The organism is Aeromonas enteropelogenes, assembly GCF_020097295.1.
GTDB lineage: Bacteria > Pseudomonadota > Gammaproteobacteria > Enterobacterales > Aeromonadaceae > Aeromonas > Aeromonas enteropelogenes.
The window spans coordinates 3,516,693-3,531,713 of sequence record NZ_CP083625.1 but is presented as its reverse complement, the minus strand read 5'-3'; the positions used below and the strand labels follow the sequence as shown (position 1 = coordinate 3,531,713).

At 61.0% G+C, this 15,021-nt stretch carries 14 protein-coding genes and 1 pseudogene; 7 read left to right on the top strand and 8 right to left on the bottom strand.

The annotated features are described in order from the left end of the window. Window positions 1-45 precede the first annotated feature (45 nt). Both LA321_RS16380 and LA321_RS16375 read right to left on the bottom strand, forming a co-directional pair. Complete coding sequence (locus LA321_RS16380) at window positions 46-648, bottom strand: paraquat-inducible protein A (protein ID WP_042069401.1); 603 nt, start codon at window positions 646-648, stop codon at window positions 46-48. Beyond that, a complete protein-coding gene (locus LA321_RS16375; protein ID WP_042069400.1) occupies window positions 632-1,258 on the bottom strand; it encodes a paraquat-inducible protein A in 627 nt (208 codons plus the stop codon). The genes LA321_RS16380 and LA321_RS16375 overlap by 17 nt, the downstream gene beginning before the upstream one ends. A 147-nt stretch (window positions 1,259-1,405) precedes the next feature. On the opposite strand from LA321_RS16375, the gene prpB reads away from it, so the two are divergent. The 3 genes from prpB to LA321_RS16360 are packed head-to-tail and all read left to right on the top strand — an operon-like array spanning window position 1,406 to window position 4,889. Further along, window positions 1,406-2,293 (top strand): methylisocitrate lyase, encoded by an 888-nt coding sequence (gene prpB / locus LA321_RS16370; RefSeq protein ID WP_042069399.1) that lies wholly within the window; start codon window positions 1,406-1,408, stop codon window positions 2,291-2,293. Window positions 2,294-2,305: 12 nt separating this feature from the next. Beyond that, the gene (gene prpC, locus LA321_RS16365) at window positions 2,306-3,433 is read left to right on the top strand and encodes a bifunctional 2-methylcitrate synthase/citrate synthase (protein ID WP_042069398.1); all 1,128 of its coding nucleotides are present in this window, start codon (window positions 2,306-2,308) and stop codon (window positions 3,431-3,433) included. Window positions 3,434-3,443: 10 nt separating this feature from the next. Further along, entirely contained in the window at window positions 3,444-4,889 is a 1,446-nt protein-coding gene (locus LA321_RS16360; RefSeq protein ID WP_042069396.1) for a bifunctional 2-methylcitrate dehydratase/aconitate hydratase, read from the top strand. Between the two features lie 123 nt (window positions 4,890-5,012). Here LA321_RS16360 and LA321_RS16355 read toward each other — a convergent pair whose 3' ends face one another. Further along, complete coding sequence (locus tag LA321_RS16355) at window positions 5,013-5,729, bottom strand: FFLEELY motif protein (RefSeq protein ID WP_042069394.1); 717 nt, start codon at window positions 5,727-5,729, stop codon at window positions 5,013-5,015. Window positions 5,730-5,913: 184 nt separating this feature from the next. On the opposite strand from LA321_RS16355, the gene LA321_RS16350 reads away from it, so the two are divergent. Both LA321_RS16350 and LA321_RS16345 read left to right on the top strand, forming a co-directional pair. Beyond that, window positions 5,914-6,291 (top strand): polyhydroxyalkanoic acid system family protein, encoded by a 378-nt coding sequence (locus LA321_RS16350; RefSeq protein WP_185378040.1) that lies wholly within the window; start codon window positions 5,914-5,916, stop codon window positions 6,289-6,291. Between the two features lie 259 nt (window positions 6,292-6,550). After that, entirely contained in the window at window positions 6,551-7,978 is a 1,428-nt protein-coding gene (locus tag LA321_RS16345) for a wax ester/triacylglycerol synthase family O-acyltransferase (RefSeq protein WP_042069391.1), read from the top strand. Between the two features lie 81 nt (window positions 7,979-8,059). On the opposite strand, the gene LA321_RS16340 is transcribed toward LA321_RS16345, so the two are convergent. The 4 genes from LA321_RS16340 to LA321_RS16325 all read right to left on the bottom strand — a co-directional run bounded on the left by LA321_RS16340 (window position 8,060) and on the right by LA321_RS16325 (window position 11,392). After that, the gene (locus LA321_RS16340) at window positions 8,060-8,860 is read right to left on the bottom strand and encodes a tetratricopeptide repeat protein (RefSeq protein WP_042069390.1); all 801 of its coding nucleotides are present in this window, start codon (window positions 8,858-8,860) and stop codon (window positions 8,060-8,062) included. 25 nt (window positions 8,861-8,885) lie between these two features. After that, window positions 8,886-9,527, bottom strand: a complete 642-nt coding sequence (locus LA321_RS16335) for a TetR/AcrR family transcriptional regulator (RefSeq protein WP_042069389.1) — start codon at window positions 9,525-9,527, stop codon at window positions 8,886-8,888. A 1-nt stretch (window position 9,528) separates the two neighbouring features. Further along, window positions 9,529-10,716, bottom strand: coding sequence for a patatin-like phospholipase family protein (locus tag LA321_RS16330; RefSeq protein ID WP_042069388.1), 1,188 nt, complete (start codon window positions 10,714-10,716; stop codon window positions 9,529-9,531). A gap of 103 nt (window positions 10,717-10,819) precedes the next feature. After that, window positions 10,820-11,392 carry a phasin family protein gene (locus LA321_RS16325; protein WP_026457568.1) on the bottom strand — a complete coding sequence of 191 codons (573 nt, stop codon included), beginning with the start codon at window positions 11,390-11,392 and terminating at the stop codon, window positions 10,820-10,822. A gap of 248 nt (window positions 11,393-11,640) precedes the next feature. On the opposite strand from LA321_RS16325, the pseudogene LA321_RS16320 reads away from it, so the two are divergent. Further along, window positions 11,641-13,613, top strand: a pseudogene (locus LA321_RS16320) (SDR family oxidoreductase). Between the two features lie 54 nt (window positions 13,614-13,667). Here LA321_RS16320 and LA321_RS16315 read toward each other — a convergent pair. Continuing rightward, on the bottom strand, window positions 13,668-14,543 hold the full coding sequence (locus tag LA321_RS16315; protein ID WP_042069386.1) for an esterase/lipase family protein: 876 nt from the start codon (window positions 14,541-14,543) through the stop codon (window positions 13,668-13,670). Window positions 14,544-14,702: 159 nt separating this feature from the next. Between LA321_RS16315 and LA321_RS16310 the strand changes: the two genes are divergently transcribed. Continuing rightward, window positions 14,703-15,008 (top strand): YebG family protein, encoded by a 306-nt coding sequence (locus tag LA321_RS16310; protein WP_042069384.1) that lies wholly within the window; start codon window positions 14,703-14,705, stop codon window positions 15,006-15,008. Window positions 15,009-15,021 lie beyond the last annotated feature (13 nt).

Genomic DNA, 15,021 nt, shown 5'->3' with positions numbered 1-15,021 from the left:
TATTGGCTGCCTTCGACAGCGCATCGACTAAATACAGAGAATGATTCAACGGGCCGCTTTGTCCCACAGCAGGCGGGTATCGAGCATGCGGGCCGACATCATGGTCAGTACCACCACCCCGGCAAAGGCCGTGGCACCGGGGCCGGTCCGTACGCTAAGCATGACGCCGCGATCCACCAGAGCGACCATCAGGGAGATGACGAACAGATCCAGCATCGACCAGCGGCCGATGAAATCGATCACCCGGTACATCAACAGCTGACGCTTGCGACGCACCGGCTTGCTGCGCTGCAACTGCCAGCAGATCCAGCCCAGTCCCAGGATCTTGCCCACCGGCACCAGGATACTGGCGGTCAGCACTATGGTGGCAATGCCCCCCATCTTGCTCCGATAAAGGGCCATGATGCCGCTGAAGATGGTGTCGGACTGCAGCAACCCCTTGTTGTAAAAATGGGTGATGGGCAAGAGATTGGCAGGCAGCAACATGAAGGTGGCGAGCGCCAGAAAGCCCCATGACCAGGCCAGGGAACGGGGGATCCGCACCTGCAATTTGCTGGCGCAACGTGGGCAAACGCTACCGACCTGATAGCGCACCAGCAGGCCACAGGTGTGGCAGCGGCACAGTCCCAGTTCACGGGCGCTGGTCACGTTGCGGCTCCTTGAGAGGAATACGCTCCCAGTAAGGGGCGGGATCAAACAGGATAAGCAGGGTCATGTTGAGCAGCATCAGGATGCCAAGGCTCAGCAAACCGCCGCCGAGGCGCACATCAGCGATATCGACCAGTTTGAACAGGGCCACCAGGAGGCTGACGATGTAGACCTCCAGCATGGCCCAGTGACGAAACACCTCCACTGCCTTCAAGGTTGGTGCCAGGAGATGCCAGCGCTTGGCGAGCCCGGAGGCGAGGGCAAAGATCCCCCCAAGCAACCCCACCGGCGCCAGCACGGCGCACCAGAGCACCAGACTGGCAACCCAGAGCTCTCCTTCTTCAAACAACACCATGATCCCCCGCAGCAGGTTGGCGTCCGAATTGACACCGGCGAGGCGCAGATAGAGCAGGGGTTCAAAAAAAGCGGAGGGGAGCAGCATAAACCCCGTGATGGTGAGCGCCATCAGTTGCGAGGGGCGAAAGGCGTAACGGCCGTAGAGATGCTGGTGACAGCGCGGGCAGTGGGCATGGCGACGCAGCGGCAGTGCCTTGCGCTGAATGAGCAAGTCACACGCCGGGCAAACGATCATGGAACCGGGCTCCATCATACGATTCAACCTGTTGAAGGAATTGGTGAAATTTACCTTAAAAGCCGTCATCTGTCTTGCCTGGCGCGGGTCTGCCACGAAAGTATGATTGACGTTAACGTAAACGTGATATTAGATGAGTTAACCAGACAGATGAAAGGAGTCATGATGTCCAGTTTGCCCCCCTCGGCGGGCCTGCGTTTTCGCACCGCCCTCGCCAATGAACGCCCCCTGCAGATCGTCGGAACCATCAATGCCTACATGGCGCTGATGGCCGAGCGTAGCGGTTTTCAGGCCCTTTATCTCTCCGGTGCCGGGGTGGCCAATGCCTCCTACGGCCTGCCGGATCTTGGCATGACCAGCCTGAACGACGTCTTGACCGATGCTGAAAGGATCACGGCGGCGACCCGTGTTCCACTGCTGGTGGACATCGACACCGGCTGGGGCGGCGCCTTCAACATCGCCCGCACAGTGCGGGCCTTCGAGCGGGCAGGGGTGGCTGCCGTCCATATGGAAGATCAGGTCGCCCAGAAGCGCTGTGGTCACAGACCCAACAAGGCGGTGGTCTCGCTGGAGGAGATGTGCGATCGCATCAAGGCGGCGGTGGATGCCCGCGAGGATGAACACTTCGTCATCATGGCGCGCACCGATGCACTGGCAGTGGAGGGGATTGGCTCGGCGCTGGAGCGCGCCGCCGCCTACGTGGCCGCCGGGGCCGACATGATCTTCGCCGAGGCGGTGACCGAGCTTGGCCAGTACGATCTCTTCAAGCAGGCGGCCGGGGTACCGATCCTGGCCAACATGACCGAGTTCGGCAAAACCGAGCTGTTTGATAAATCGCAGCTCGCCGCCCACGGGGTCGACATGGTGCTCTACCCCTTGAGTGCCAATCGCGCCGCCAATCAGGCGGCTCTCAACGTCTATCAACACATTCGCCAGGATGGCCACCAACGCGCCGTCGTGGAGACCATGCAGACCCGGGAGTCGCTCTACGACTTCCTCGGTTATCACCACTACGAACAGACACTGGATCGTCTGTTCACATCCAGGGACTAGGAGGAAGAGGCAATGGGACAGCAAAAACCGTTGGGTGGCGCCGGCCTGCGCGGACAGAGTGCGGGGGAGACCAGCATCTGCACCGTGGGCAAGAGCGGCACCGGGCTCACCTATCGCGGTTACGACATCAAGGAGCTGGCCGACAACGCCCAGTTCGAGGAGGTCGCCTACCTGCTGCTCAAGGGCGAACTGCCGAGCAAGCAGCAACTGCAGGAGTACAAACGCGAACTGCGTCGCCTGCGCGCCCTGCCAGCCGCGCTGCTGGAGGTGCTCGAGCGCATTCCCGCCGATGCCCATCCCATGGACGTGCTGCGCACCGGTTGTTCCATGCTGGGAGATCTGGAGCCGGAAGATGGCTTCGAGCATGAACACGAGGTGGCCGATCGCCTGCTGGCGGCCTTTCCGGGCATTCTCATCTACTGGTACAAGTTCAGCCACGAAGGCGTGCGCATCCCACTGGATACCGACGAAGAGTGCATCGGCGGCCACTTCCTGGCGCTGTTGCACCAGAAAGCCCCAAGCGAGCTGGAGCGGCGCGTCATGCACGTCTCTCTCATCCTCTATGCCGAGCACGAATTCAACGCTTCTACTTTCGCGGCCCGGGTCTGCGCCTCGACCCTCTCCGACATGTTCTCCTGCATCACCGCCGCCATCGGTACCCTGCGTGGGCCCCTGCACGGTGGTGCCAACGAGGCGGCCATGGCGATGATCGAGGATTGGCAGGACGAGGCCCAGGCACGACGCGAGCTGCTGGCCAAACTCGCGGCCAAGGAGAAGATCATGGGCTTTGGCCATGCGGTCTATCGCACCTCGGATCCGCGCAACGTCATTATCAAGGGGTGGGCGGAACAGCTGGCCCAAGCCTTCGGCGATGATCGTCTCTACCGCGTCTCCTGCGAGGCGGAGAAGGTGATGTGGGAGGAAAAAGAGCTTTTCCCCAATGCCGACTTCTTCCATGCCAGCGCCTATCACTACATGGGGATCCCGACCAAGCTGTTCACCCCCATCTTCGTCTGTTCGCGGGTCACCGGCTGGTGCGCCCACGTGATGGAGCAGCGCGAGCACAACCGGATCATCCGCCCGAGCGCCGATTACGTCGGCCCGGCCCCCCGTCATTTTGTCTCTCTACAACAACGATAAGGAAATCACGATGTCCGCCAACGTCGACGTCAACCACAGACCCGATCCTGACCAGGTACTGGTCGATATTGCCGATTACGTCTGCAGCCACCCCATTACCAGCCAGGCGGCCCTCGACACCGCCCGCCACTGCCTGATGGATACCCTGGGCTGTGGCTTGCTGGCCCTGCGCTTTCCCGAGTGTACCAAGCACCTGGGGCCCATCGTGCCCGGTACTGTCGTCCCCTTTGGTGCCCGGGTGCCCGGCACCCAGTTCTGCCTCGATCCGGTCAAGGCGGCCTGGGATATCGGCGCCATCATTCGCTGGCTCGACTACAACGACACCTGGCTCGCTGCCGAGTGGGGACACCCCTCTGACAATCTGGGGGGGATCCTGGCCACCGCCGACTGGCTCTCCCGTACCCGCGTGGCCGAGGGCAAGGCGCCGCTGACCATGGCCGATGTGCTGGTGGCCATGGTGAAGGCCCATGAAATTCAAGGTGTGCTGGCGCTTGAGAACTCCTTCAACCGGGTGGGCCTGGATCACGTGGTGCTGGTCAAGGTAGCAAGCACCGCCGTGGTGACCCATATGCTGGGGGGCACCCGGGATCAGGTGATCGATGCCGTCTCCCAGGCCTGGGTCGATGGCCAGAGCCTGCGCACCTATCGCCACGCGCCGAACGCAGGTTCGCGCAAGAGCTGGGCGGCGGGGGATGCGACATCCCGCGCGGTGCGCCTGGCCCTCATCACCATGAGCGGCGAGATGGGTTATCCCGGCGTGCTGAGCGCCCCCAAGTGGGGGTTCTACGACGTCCTGTTCAAGGGTAACCAGTTCGCCCTTCATCAGGGGTATGGCAGCTATGTGATGGAGAACGTGCTGTTCAAGATCTCCTATCCGGCCGAGTTCCATGCCCAGACCGCGGTGGAGTGCGCCATGAAGCTCCATGGCGAGGTGAAGGGGCGGCTGGATGAGATCGACCGCATCGAGCTCACCACCCATGAGTCGGCCATTCGCATCATCAGCAAGGTGGGCGCCCTCAACAACCCGGCGGATCGGGATCACTGCCTGCAGTACATGGTGGCGGTACCCCTCATCTTCGGTCGCCTCATCGCCGAGGATTACGAGGACGATATCGCCGCCGATCCCCGCATCGATGCGTTGAGAGACAAGATGGTGGTACAGGAGGACAAACGTTATAGCCGCGAATATCTTGAAGCGGACAAGCGCTCCATTGCCAACGCCATCCAGGTGTTCTTCAAGGATGGTACCCACACCGCCAAGGTGGAGGTGGAGTATCCAGTTGGTCACCGCCGCCGCCGTGAGGAGGGGATCCCGCTGTTGGTGGAGAAATTCCGCCACAATCTGGCGACCCGTTTCCCGGCCAAGCGAGTAGGGGAGATCCTAGCCTTCTGCCAGGATGGCAAGCAACTGGCCAGCACCCCGGTCCACACCTTCATGGATCTGCTGGTGATCTGATCTGCCGGCGCACAGGTCATCTAAAAAACCCAACTACGACAGCGGGCCCATCTGGCCCGCTTTTTCTTGTCCTGGCTATCGGAAAAGAGGCGCAGCACGCTGACTGCCCGCAAATCCCTCCGTTTAGGTCAGCACGTCAGCATCCCCGGCAAACAGGGCGTCCATGATCGCCGTTTCGCGGTTGGCAATGGTGGCCAGAAACTCATCGGCCCGCCCCATCTGGTGGCAGACCCGATAGCCGCGCTCGACGAAGGAAAAAAGCTCGCCCAGCCCCGCCAGATGGGCAGGTCCGGAGACCAGCTTGAGAGTGGTACCGAGCAGGGGCTTTCGGGCCAGTCGGTCCAGGGTCGCGCCAAGCTCACCCACCAGCGCTATCTGCTGCTCCCGTCGCGCCCTTTCTCCCACGGCGCGATAGGCGATGGCGTAATGGGTCGCGCTGATGGGGTCGATGCCATCGATGCGGCGCAGCGCCACTACCATCAGATAGTCGAGCTCCTCCGAGAGGGCATCAAGCTCGATCGCCTGGGCCAGCACCTTGAGGCCGGACTCGGGCAAGAAACGCTCGGCGGTCGGCATCACCCGCATCACGTCCGCATCCCGGCGGGCACAATCCCCGGGGCCATAGAGATCGGTCAGGAAGAACTCGGCGGCCGGGCCATAACGATCGCTTTGCAGCAGATCCTGATGGGTGTGCCCCAGCCGATCGGCCTGCCACTGGCGCAGCCTGTCCCGGTCCGCCCTGTCTTGCGGGTGGGTGCGGATCTGCTCGCGCAGGGAGGCAACCCGGTTGAGCTGGCTATAGAGCCGCTCCTGGATACTCGCGTCATCCTGATGGGTCATGTCGTGCTCTCTGGCCTGGGGATAAACAAAGGGTCGAAAAATCAGTGGCTTTGCCATAGCGTCAGAGAAAGTGTAACGCGCCGGCGGCCGGGAATAAATGGCAAGCCCGGGTGCCCAGTAGCAGACCACCGACTCTGTTAAGTGAGTCCCATTTATCGGCACACCTCTTTCACTTGTCGTGAACATGTGTTTAATATCAATAAACATTTCCCAGCAGGTATTCGCCATGTTCCTCTATGACTCGCGCAGCGGCAGCAACCCACTTTCCACCATTCAGGTCAGCCGCCGGCATGAACTGGGCCTGGCGGCAGCGCGACTGGCCGCCGAAGCCATCGCCCAGGATATGGGGGAGAGCTACCAGCTTGACTGCGAATGGGCGAACGAGGAGGAGACGGAACTGCGCTTTCGCGGCTCCGGGGTACAGGGGCTGCTCACTCTCGACGAAGACTCCCTGCATCTTGAAGTGCATCTGGGATTGATGCTGTTGCCGGTACGCAGCGTGCTGGAGCAGGAGATCCTCGATTATGTGAAACATCGGCTCCCTTGCCCGAAATCTGTTTAAAACTCATTAAAGGCGCCTCGCGGATAATAAATTTTCGCAAGATGCCTTGTTTGAATATCTATTTTTGAAACGCGCCGATTATTTAACCAGGGAATAAATAATTCTGCCTCTGGCTGCTTGAATACCACATAACTCTTTTTGTTTTGTTTAATTGCAAGCCGTCTCTTTTTATTGTCATTTCACCGTGCACATACCCCATGCCAATATGCCTTTCGGCATGACTGATGAGCTCGAAAATGCATTTTGTAGGGAAACAAAGATGCCATTGAGTGAATTTATCTCCTGCGTCGATACCGCCTGGCTGCGCATGGACAGACCCAACAACCTGATGCAGATCATCGGGGTCTTGATGTTTGACGGACAGCTCGACGAAGCGCGCCTGAGACAAGGTCTTCGTCACACCATTTCCCTGCAACCACGCTTCCACCAGCGTGCCGTGCTGGAAGGGGGGAGCTACTACTGGCGCCACGACCCCGACTTCGATCTCGATCAGCATCTCAAACGGGTGATCCTGCCGGGCGAGACGGGCAAGCTGGAGCTCGAAAAGCTGGTGGCCGATCTTGCCTCCACCCCCCTCAACCCGCAGCGTCCCCTGTGGGACATGCACCTGACCGACACCTCGCTTGGCGGTCAGGCGCTGGTGGTGCGCATCCATCACGCCATGGGGGACGGTTTTTCCCTGGTTAAGGCCATGCTCACCATGATGGACAACACCCCCAAGCCGGCAGCCATTCCCTTGTCCGAACCCCGCATGGATGAGGATGACGAGGAAGAGGAGGAGTCGCATCAAGGCAGCCGCCTGGTGCGGGCCGGGCTCAAGCTCACCGGCACCCTCTGGTCCAAATACGTCGAGGTGCTCACTCACCCGACCAGGGCGGTGGATTATCTCAAGACTGGCCGTGACGTGGCGGGCGAGCTGTGCAACATCGCCACTCTGGCGGACGATTCCCCCTCCCGCCTCAAGGGCAAGACCGGCAGTACCAAGCGGGTGGCCTGGTCGCAGCAGATCCCCTTGCCGGACATCAAGGCGGTGGGCAAGGTGCTTGGTTGTTCGGTCAATGATCTGCTGATCGCGGCCACCGCCGGCGCGTTTCGCCACTACCTGCAGGCCCACGGGGAGGACACTGACAAGATTGAGATCCGCGCCCTGGTGCCGGTCAATATGCGAGCGCCCGACGATGATGGCGCCCTTGGCAACCGCTTCGGGCTGGTGGCCCTGGAGCTACCCCTTGATATCGAGCACCCGCTGCAACGGCTCTTCACGGTGCGCGATCGCATGCAGGCTCTGCGCAGCTCGCTACAACCCGTGGTGGTGCTCAATTTGCTGGAGGTGCTGGGCATGGCCCCGAAGACGGTGCAGCAACAGGCGGTCGATCTGCTCTCGGCCAAGGCCAGCGCCGTCATCACCAATGTGCCGGGCCCCCAGCAGACCCTCTATCTGGCGGGAGCCCGTCTGCGCCAGCCGCTGTTCTGGGTACCCCAGGCCGGCGATATCGGGGTCGGGGTATCGATCCTCTCCTACGACAACAAGGTGCAGCTCGGCCTTATCACCGACAAGCTGAGGGTGCCGGATCCCGACAGCGTAGTGGAACGCTTCGCGGTGGAGTTTGAGCAACTGTTGCTGCTGGTGTTGATGGATCCCGAGCTGTTGTTTGACCCGAACGGGCTGGATGCGCTCTTGGGCTGAGCCGCCACCCCGCATGCCCTTTGCTTAAAAAACAGAGGCCAACCCGACGGTTGGCCTCCTTGTTTGCGCTAAAGGGAATCGTTACTCCTCTTCCAGTTCCTCACGAGCCGCTTCCACATCGAGCCGCTCCATGGCATCGGCCGGCTCGCAGCTGGCCGCCTCGGCATAGAGGGCCTCGGCCGCCTTCAGACGGCTCTTGCCATAGAGCATCACCTGAGCATTCGCATACTCCATTCGGGCGATGGCGGAGTCCGGAATAAGGGCCAGCGCCACCTGGAAGTGGCGCTCTGATTCCTCCTTTTTAGCCCCGTAGGTGAGGCCGCCTATCATGGCGCCGAGCTTGTCGACGATCTCCGCATGCCAGGCCCCGAAGGCGATATGCGCCTCAGCGTGCTCGGGGGCAAGCGCCAGGGCCTTCTCCAGGCTGCTCTTTATCTTGTCGCCGCTCCCTTGGGAAAGGGCCTTGGAGATGGAGATCACCTGGCTGTAACGCCCCAGCGCCAAGGCGTGAAAATACCAGGCGTTGGCATTGTCAGGCTGCCGCTTTTGCAGCTTCTCGGCGTTGCTGGTGGCAAGCTCGAAGGCGGCCCGCTTGGCATACTTGTCCTCCAGCAGGTAGCTGGCGTGGATCACCAGCGCCTTGTTCACCACATTGATCCCTGCCTCCCCGGCGTCGTTGCCAAGGGCCACCGCCCGGGCAAAATCCCCGGCGTGGTAGGCGCGCCAGGCATCCTGCACCTTGGGATCTTCGGGCCAGGGTTCGGCATCCCCCTGATGCAGCCTGGCCCACTGTTCGGCCAGCTCGTCGCCCGGGTACTCATAGGCCCCGCCAGGAAAGGGGAAAGGGATGAAATCGGAGAGTTGGGACTGTGAGGTTGTCATGCATGTTCTCCCTGTTGCATGTGGTTCACACCTTGCTGGTGTAGTGGTGGGCGAGGGCGTCCAGATGGACACGGGCATCCTCGCGCAGATAGGGGGCCACCAGCTGCATCACCTGAAACACGCCGCGGGCGATATCAGCGTCCTCGCCAGGGTGCAGGGCCCGTTGATAGGAAATCCAGAATGTCCCCACCAGCGCGATATTGACGGCGAGCGACTGCATCTGCTGCAAGGTGCCCGACATCAGCCCCACTGTTTGCAGATGGTGACAAATGGCCGCGGCGGTCTGCTCCTTGCGCCGCAGCAAGGCGGAAAAGTGCCGCTCGACCCGGTGATAGCCGTTCATCAAAGCCGAGATGTCGTAGTAGAAAAAGCGGTATTTCCAGATGGTCTCGAACATCAGGTGCAGGAAGAGCCAGATATCTTCCGGCTCGTCGGAGGGGGCGCTGACCGCATCGAGCAGACGGGTCATCTCCTGCTCGAATTCGCCGAACAGGGCGTTGACTATCTCCTCCTTGTTATGGAAGTGGTAATAGAGGTTGCCCTGGCTTATCTCCACCTCGGCCGCGATGGCGGTGGTGGTGACGGCACTCTCACCCTGTTGGTTGAAGCAGGCAAGGGCGGTGGTCAGGATCCGCTCACGGGTACGCCGCTTGGGTTTGCGCTCCATGCTACTCCTTCGACACGGGGCGCCGCGCCCCCTGGCCATAGCGGCGGGTGAGCCAGTGCTGCAACTGCTCGAGCGAGCGGTCGAGAGCCGCCACCGCATCCGTGCTGGGGGTGAGCAGGGAGCGCTGTTTATCCGCCAGCGCCGCCAGATTGAGCTCAAGGCCATGCCGGGCCAGCACAGGGGCCAGGGTATCGCGCCGCGCCCAGAGATCCCGGCGGGTGTGCTGATAGGCGTGCTCACACAGACGGCGGCGATCCCGGTAACTGAACACATTGGTAAAGAACATCTCGCCATCGGCGGGGGAGGGTTCAAACAACAGGACGTCGGCATCGGGGTACTGATGCTGGTAACGGTCCATCCCCACATGCATGCGCGAGTGAATGATGGCGCGAAACGTCTGGGCCAGCACCACCGGCAGGCCGCTATCCACCAGATTGGTGGGCTCGCTGGTCGCCATGTCCGCATCGAAGGGCACCAGCGGATTGATGCAGAGGACCAGATCCGCCCCCTCCTGCAGCGCCACCGAGGCGTGCAGCGTCTTGATCAGCGCCCCGTCCACATAGTGACGACCGTTGATAAGCGAAGGGGGAAAGAGGCCGGGCAGGGCGGCCGAGGCCTGTACCGCGGCCGAAATGGGCACATTGTCGTACCCCGGGCAGCCGAAAGCCACCGGGTGACCGGTATCGAGTTCGGTCGCCACCACAAAGAGGCGGCTGTTGAGCTCGCGAAAATCGTTGCTGCGACCAGGGCGGGAGAAGAACTGGGTCAGGATGCGATCCACCCCACGGTTGTCAAACAGACCGGTCGGGATCGCCTTGGCGAGCCCCTGCAGGGATTCGAACAGACTGTGTTTCCAGGGGGCGGCCAGATAGTGGGTCAGGCTCTGCCACGCCAGCGGCGGTATGGTGCCAAGGCGCGCGACATATTCACGAAAGGCAGGGCGCAGCAGGGTGGCGGGGTCGAAGATCTCGCCGGCGTCGTCACTGAGCAGGATCCGCACCAGTTTCTCCGGCGAAATGCCGTTGGCCAGGGCCGAGGCGACCACGGCGCCTGAGCTGACCCCCACATAGATATCCGCATGTTCGAGGCGCAGCCCACGGATGCTGTCGGAGAGCGCCGCACAGGCACCGACTTCATAGATACCACCAAGCGGGCCGCCGCCGGCAAGGGCCATCGCGATCGTACTCATAGTCGCCTCCCTCTCCATGACACTCTTCATGACACTTTTCATGACGATACCGGCCCAGCGCAGGGCATGGGCCGGTATCGATTAGCAGTGCACCGTCAGGGGATCAGGGGAGGACGCTTTCCGCCTTGGCCTTAACCTCTTTTACCGCCTCTTCGGCGGCGGAGAGCAGATCCGCAGCCTCTTCAGCGACCGCCTCCTTGGCCTTGGCGACCGGCGCTTTCTTTACCGGAGCCTTGCGGGGAGCCGGCTTTTTGGCCGGGGCAGGTTTGGCTTCGGCGGCAGGGGCCTCGCCCTCCTGGGCATCCAGCAGCTGTTGTACCACCTCGGTCAGCTCGGCCATGCGCTTGGAGAGCTTGTCGATGTCCTTGCGGGTCGGGATCCCGAGGCTGGCCACCGCACGGGCGACGCGCTCCTCGAACACTTGCTCCAGACGACCCCAGGTACCGGCAGTCTTGTCGGCCACGGCGGCGATCTTCTCATCGGCGCTCTGGCGGGTCTTGGCCTGCAGAGCTTCCCCTTCCTGCACTAGGGCGTCAAAGATCTTGCCACCCTCTTCCTGGGCCTTGGAATAGGCACCGAGCCCTGCCAACCAGATCTGCTGGGTCGACTCCTTGATGGTGGAGGCGAGTTGGTTGTCGGTGACCGAACCGGCCAGCGCTTTAAGTTTTTTAGCCATGATATTGCTCCTTGAATAACGGCAGATACATGTAATGGCGACAACGACAACGGCAATCCGGTTGAGGCATTACTGATTTTTCATCTTCAGTCTATGGACAAAAAATAGAGGGTTCTACCTAATAACGAAATAGTCGATTAACTGAATTTAGGGATGGCTCACGAACCGGTAATTGTATTGAAGATTCCCATATGAATCGTGATATACCTAACATCAACTAACAGTAAAATCAGTAGCGGAACCATAACATGAACTATTTCATCACAGGCGGAAGTGGTTTTATCGGGCGCAGGTTGATTAAGAAATTGCTGGCACAATCCCCTGACAATCACGTTTATTTTCTGATGCGCGCCGCCAATCAGGATAAATTACCCGAGCTTTACGACTACTGGCAGGTGGATGAAGGACGAGCTACTCCGGTATTCGGGGATATGACGCTGCCGCTGCTGGGAGTGACAGAGGCGCAGCAAGGGGAGCTTCACGATCGGATCGATCACTTCTTTCACCTGGCTGCCATTTATGATCTCAACGCCAAGGCGGGCGTCCAGCAACAGGTCAACGTCGATGGCACCCGTCAGGCGGTGCAACTGGCGGCCCAGCTGGGTGCCCGCCAGTTCCATCACTGCAGCTCCATCGCGGCGGCCGGCCTGTTCGACGGCCTGTTTCGGGAAGACATGTTCGAGGAGGCCGAGCAGCTCGATCTGCCCTATTTCCAGACCAAGCACGAGGCCGAGGGGATCGTGCGCAAGGAGTGCATGGTGCCCTGGCGCATCTACCGACCCGGGATCGTGGTAGGGGATGCCAACACCGGCGAGATGGACAAGATTGACGGCCCCTATTACTTCTTCAAGACCATCCAGAAACTGCGTCGCCTGCTCCCCCCCTGGATGCCCGCCATCGGGGTGGAAGGAGGACGCATCAACGTGGTGCCGGTCAACTTCGTGGTCGATGCCATGGCCCACATCTCTCATCAGGCGGGGGAGGAGAACAAGACCTTCCACCTGACGGATCCCAACCCGATGCGGGTCGGCGATATGCTCAGCACCTTCTCCCGCGCCGCCACGCCCCGGAACCCGCCATCCGCATCAATGCCTCCCTGTTCAGCTTTATCCCGCGCCACCTGATGGCGATGCTGATGACCATGACGCCGGTGCGCCGCATCCGCGATGCCGCCATCGCCGATCTGGGGCTGCCCAAGGATGTATTTCGCCTCATCAACTATCCGACCCGCTTCGACAGCCGGGAGACCCAGCGCGTACTGAAAGGAACCGACATCGAAGTGCCTCCGCTGCACAGTTACGCCTGGCGTCTGTGGGACTACTGGGAGCGCCACCTCGATCCCGAGCTCTTCATCGACCGCACCCTGCGCGGCCGAGTCGAGGGCAAGGTGGTACTGGTCACCGGCGCCACTTCCGGCATTGGTCGGGCCACGGCCCGCAAACTGGCAGGGGCGGGGGCCATCGTCGTGACCATCGCCCGCGATGAGCAGAAGATTGCCGAGACCCGGGCCGAATTTGCCGAGCTCGGCCTGTCACTGCAGGTCTATCAGGGAGACTTGGCCGATCTGGCACAGGGGGAAGCCATCACCCAACAAATCGTCGCGGATCATGGCGGGGTCGATATCCTCATCAACAATGCCGGTCGCTCCATCCGCCGCTCCATTGAGGACTCCTTCGATCGCTTCCACGATCTGGAACGCACCATGCAGCTCAACTACTTCGGGGCGCTCAAGGTGATCATGGGAGTACTGCCAGGGATGATCGAGAAGAAGAAGGGGCACATCATCAACATCTCCTCCATCGGGGTGCTGACCAATGCGCCGCGCTTCTCGGCCTATGTTGCCTCCAAATCGGCCCTCGACGCCTGGGTGCGCACCGCGGCCTCCGAGTTTGCCGACAAGGGGGTGAACTTCTCCATCATCAATATGCCGCTGGTGAAGACCCCCATGGTGGCGCCGACCAAGGTCTATGACCAGGTGCCCATGATGACGCCGGAAGAGGCGGCCGATCTGGTGTGCGACACCATCATCAACAAGCACGTACGTCTGGCAACCCGACTAGGGGTCTTCGGTCAGGTGGTCCATGCCCTGGCCCCGCGAGTGGCCCAGGTGATCATGAACACGAGTTTTCGCACCTTTGCCGACCCCAAAGATGGCGATCAATCCAAGGCAACCGCCGATCAGGTTGCGGTCTCGACCCTGATCAAGGGGATCCACTTCTAGCAATACGAAAGAAGTCATAAACACAACGGGCCTGAGTGATCAGGCCCGTTTTTTTCAGAAGCGTTTCAAGAGCCCCTGCAGCAGATCCGTGGTGCGACGGGAGTAGAGCAGAGAGAGGTGGCCGAGAGCGGGCAGTTCGATATCTTCCATCCCGTCCAGCCGCTGACGCTCCTGAGGCATCACCACGTTGTCGTGACTGGTGCGCACCGACACCCCGGGCACACACAGGGGCACGCTGGCAAAACGTTGCAACCAGCCGGAGCCCGGCTCCATCTCGCGGGCATTGGCACCCACCCCCAGCATCGCCAGCTGGCTGCCCTGATGAGGAGTCGCCAGGGTGATCAGCGCGGCCACCTTGTCACCGCCGGCAACAGCCAGATAGTCGCGGCATACCAGCCCCCCCATGCTGTGGCCGATCAGCAGCAGCTGGCTGGCACCGGTTTGGGCCAGCACATCGTCAATCCGCCGGGCAAGCAGGGGCACCATCTCGTCGATATGCCCAAAGGGAGGAGAGAGGGTGATGGTCGCCACCACATGGCCAGCTGCCTCAAGTCTGGTTCGCTGGGTGCGCCAGATCCCGCGGCTGCAACCATAACCATGCACCAGCAACACGGGACGCCGGCAGGGTGGCAGCCGATCGGGGGCCATCAGCAGCGGCTCGAAGGGGAGCAGCCAGGTGAAGGTGTAGAGGTAGGCAAGCATCTCGCCGGCCATCATTTTGACCCTGGCCCAGAGGCTGATAGCCGGGGAGGGGTAAAAGCGGGTGAACAGCCAACTGCCCAGCACCACTAGGCAGCGCAACATCAGCAGAGTCAGCGCCACCCACAACAGGGTCAACAGCCAGGGGAGCTCCATCACCAGGCGGCCAATGCCTCCGAGCAGCAGCACCTCCACCATCAGCAGGAGAAACAGGTGTTGTACGATCGTCATCAATCCATGCTCCGACCAGTCAGACCTAGAAGCCAAATGACACTTTACTATCTCACGACGTCAATAGCTGCTTCCTCCATCGCAATTTTCCCTTCCCCTGTTTGCAATACTGTATATCCATACATATACTCTACTGACCAACACCAAGAGGAGGCCATCATGGCTGTCGAAATCAAATATGTCGTGGTTCGTGGGGGAGTGGAGAAGATGACCTTTGCCAGCAAGAAAGAGGCAGATGCCTATGACAAACTGCTGGATACGGCGGACGAGCTCATGCTGCTGCTGGAAGAGGCCCCCATCGAGCTGACCCCGCAGCAGCAAGAGAGCCTGGCATTCTACCTGGCCGAACAGCGTGATCGACTGCAAACCCTGCTGCGTGGCGGCAAGCTGCAGACGACAGGCGGCAAGGAAGATGAACAGGCGCCGACCAAACGCAAAGAGAAGCCGCTCAAGCAGGTGGCCTAAGGCCCCCTGGTAC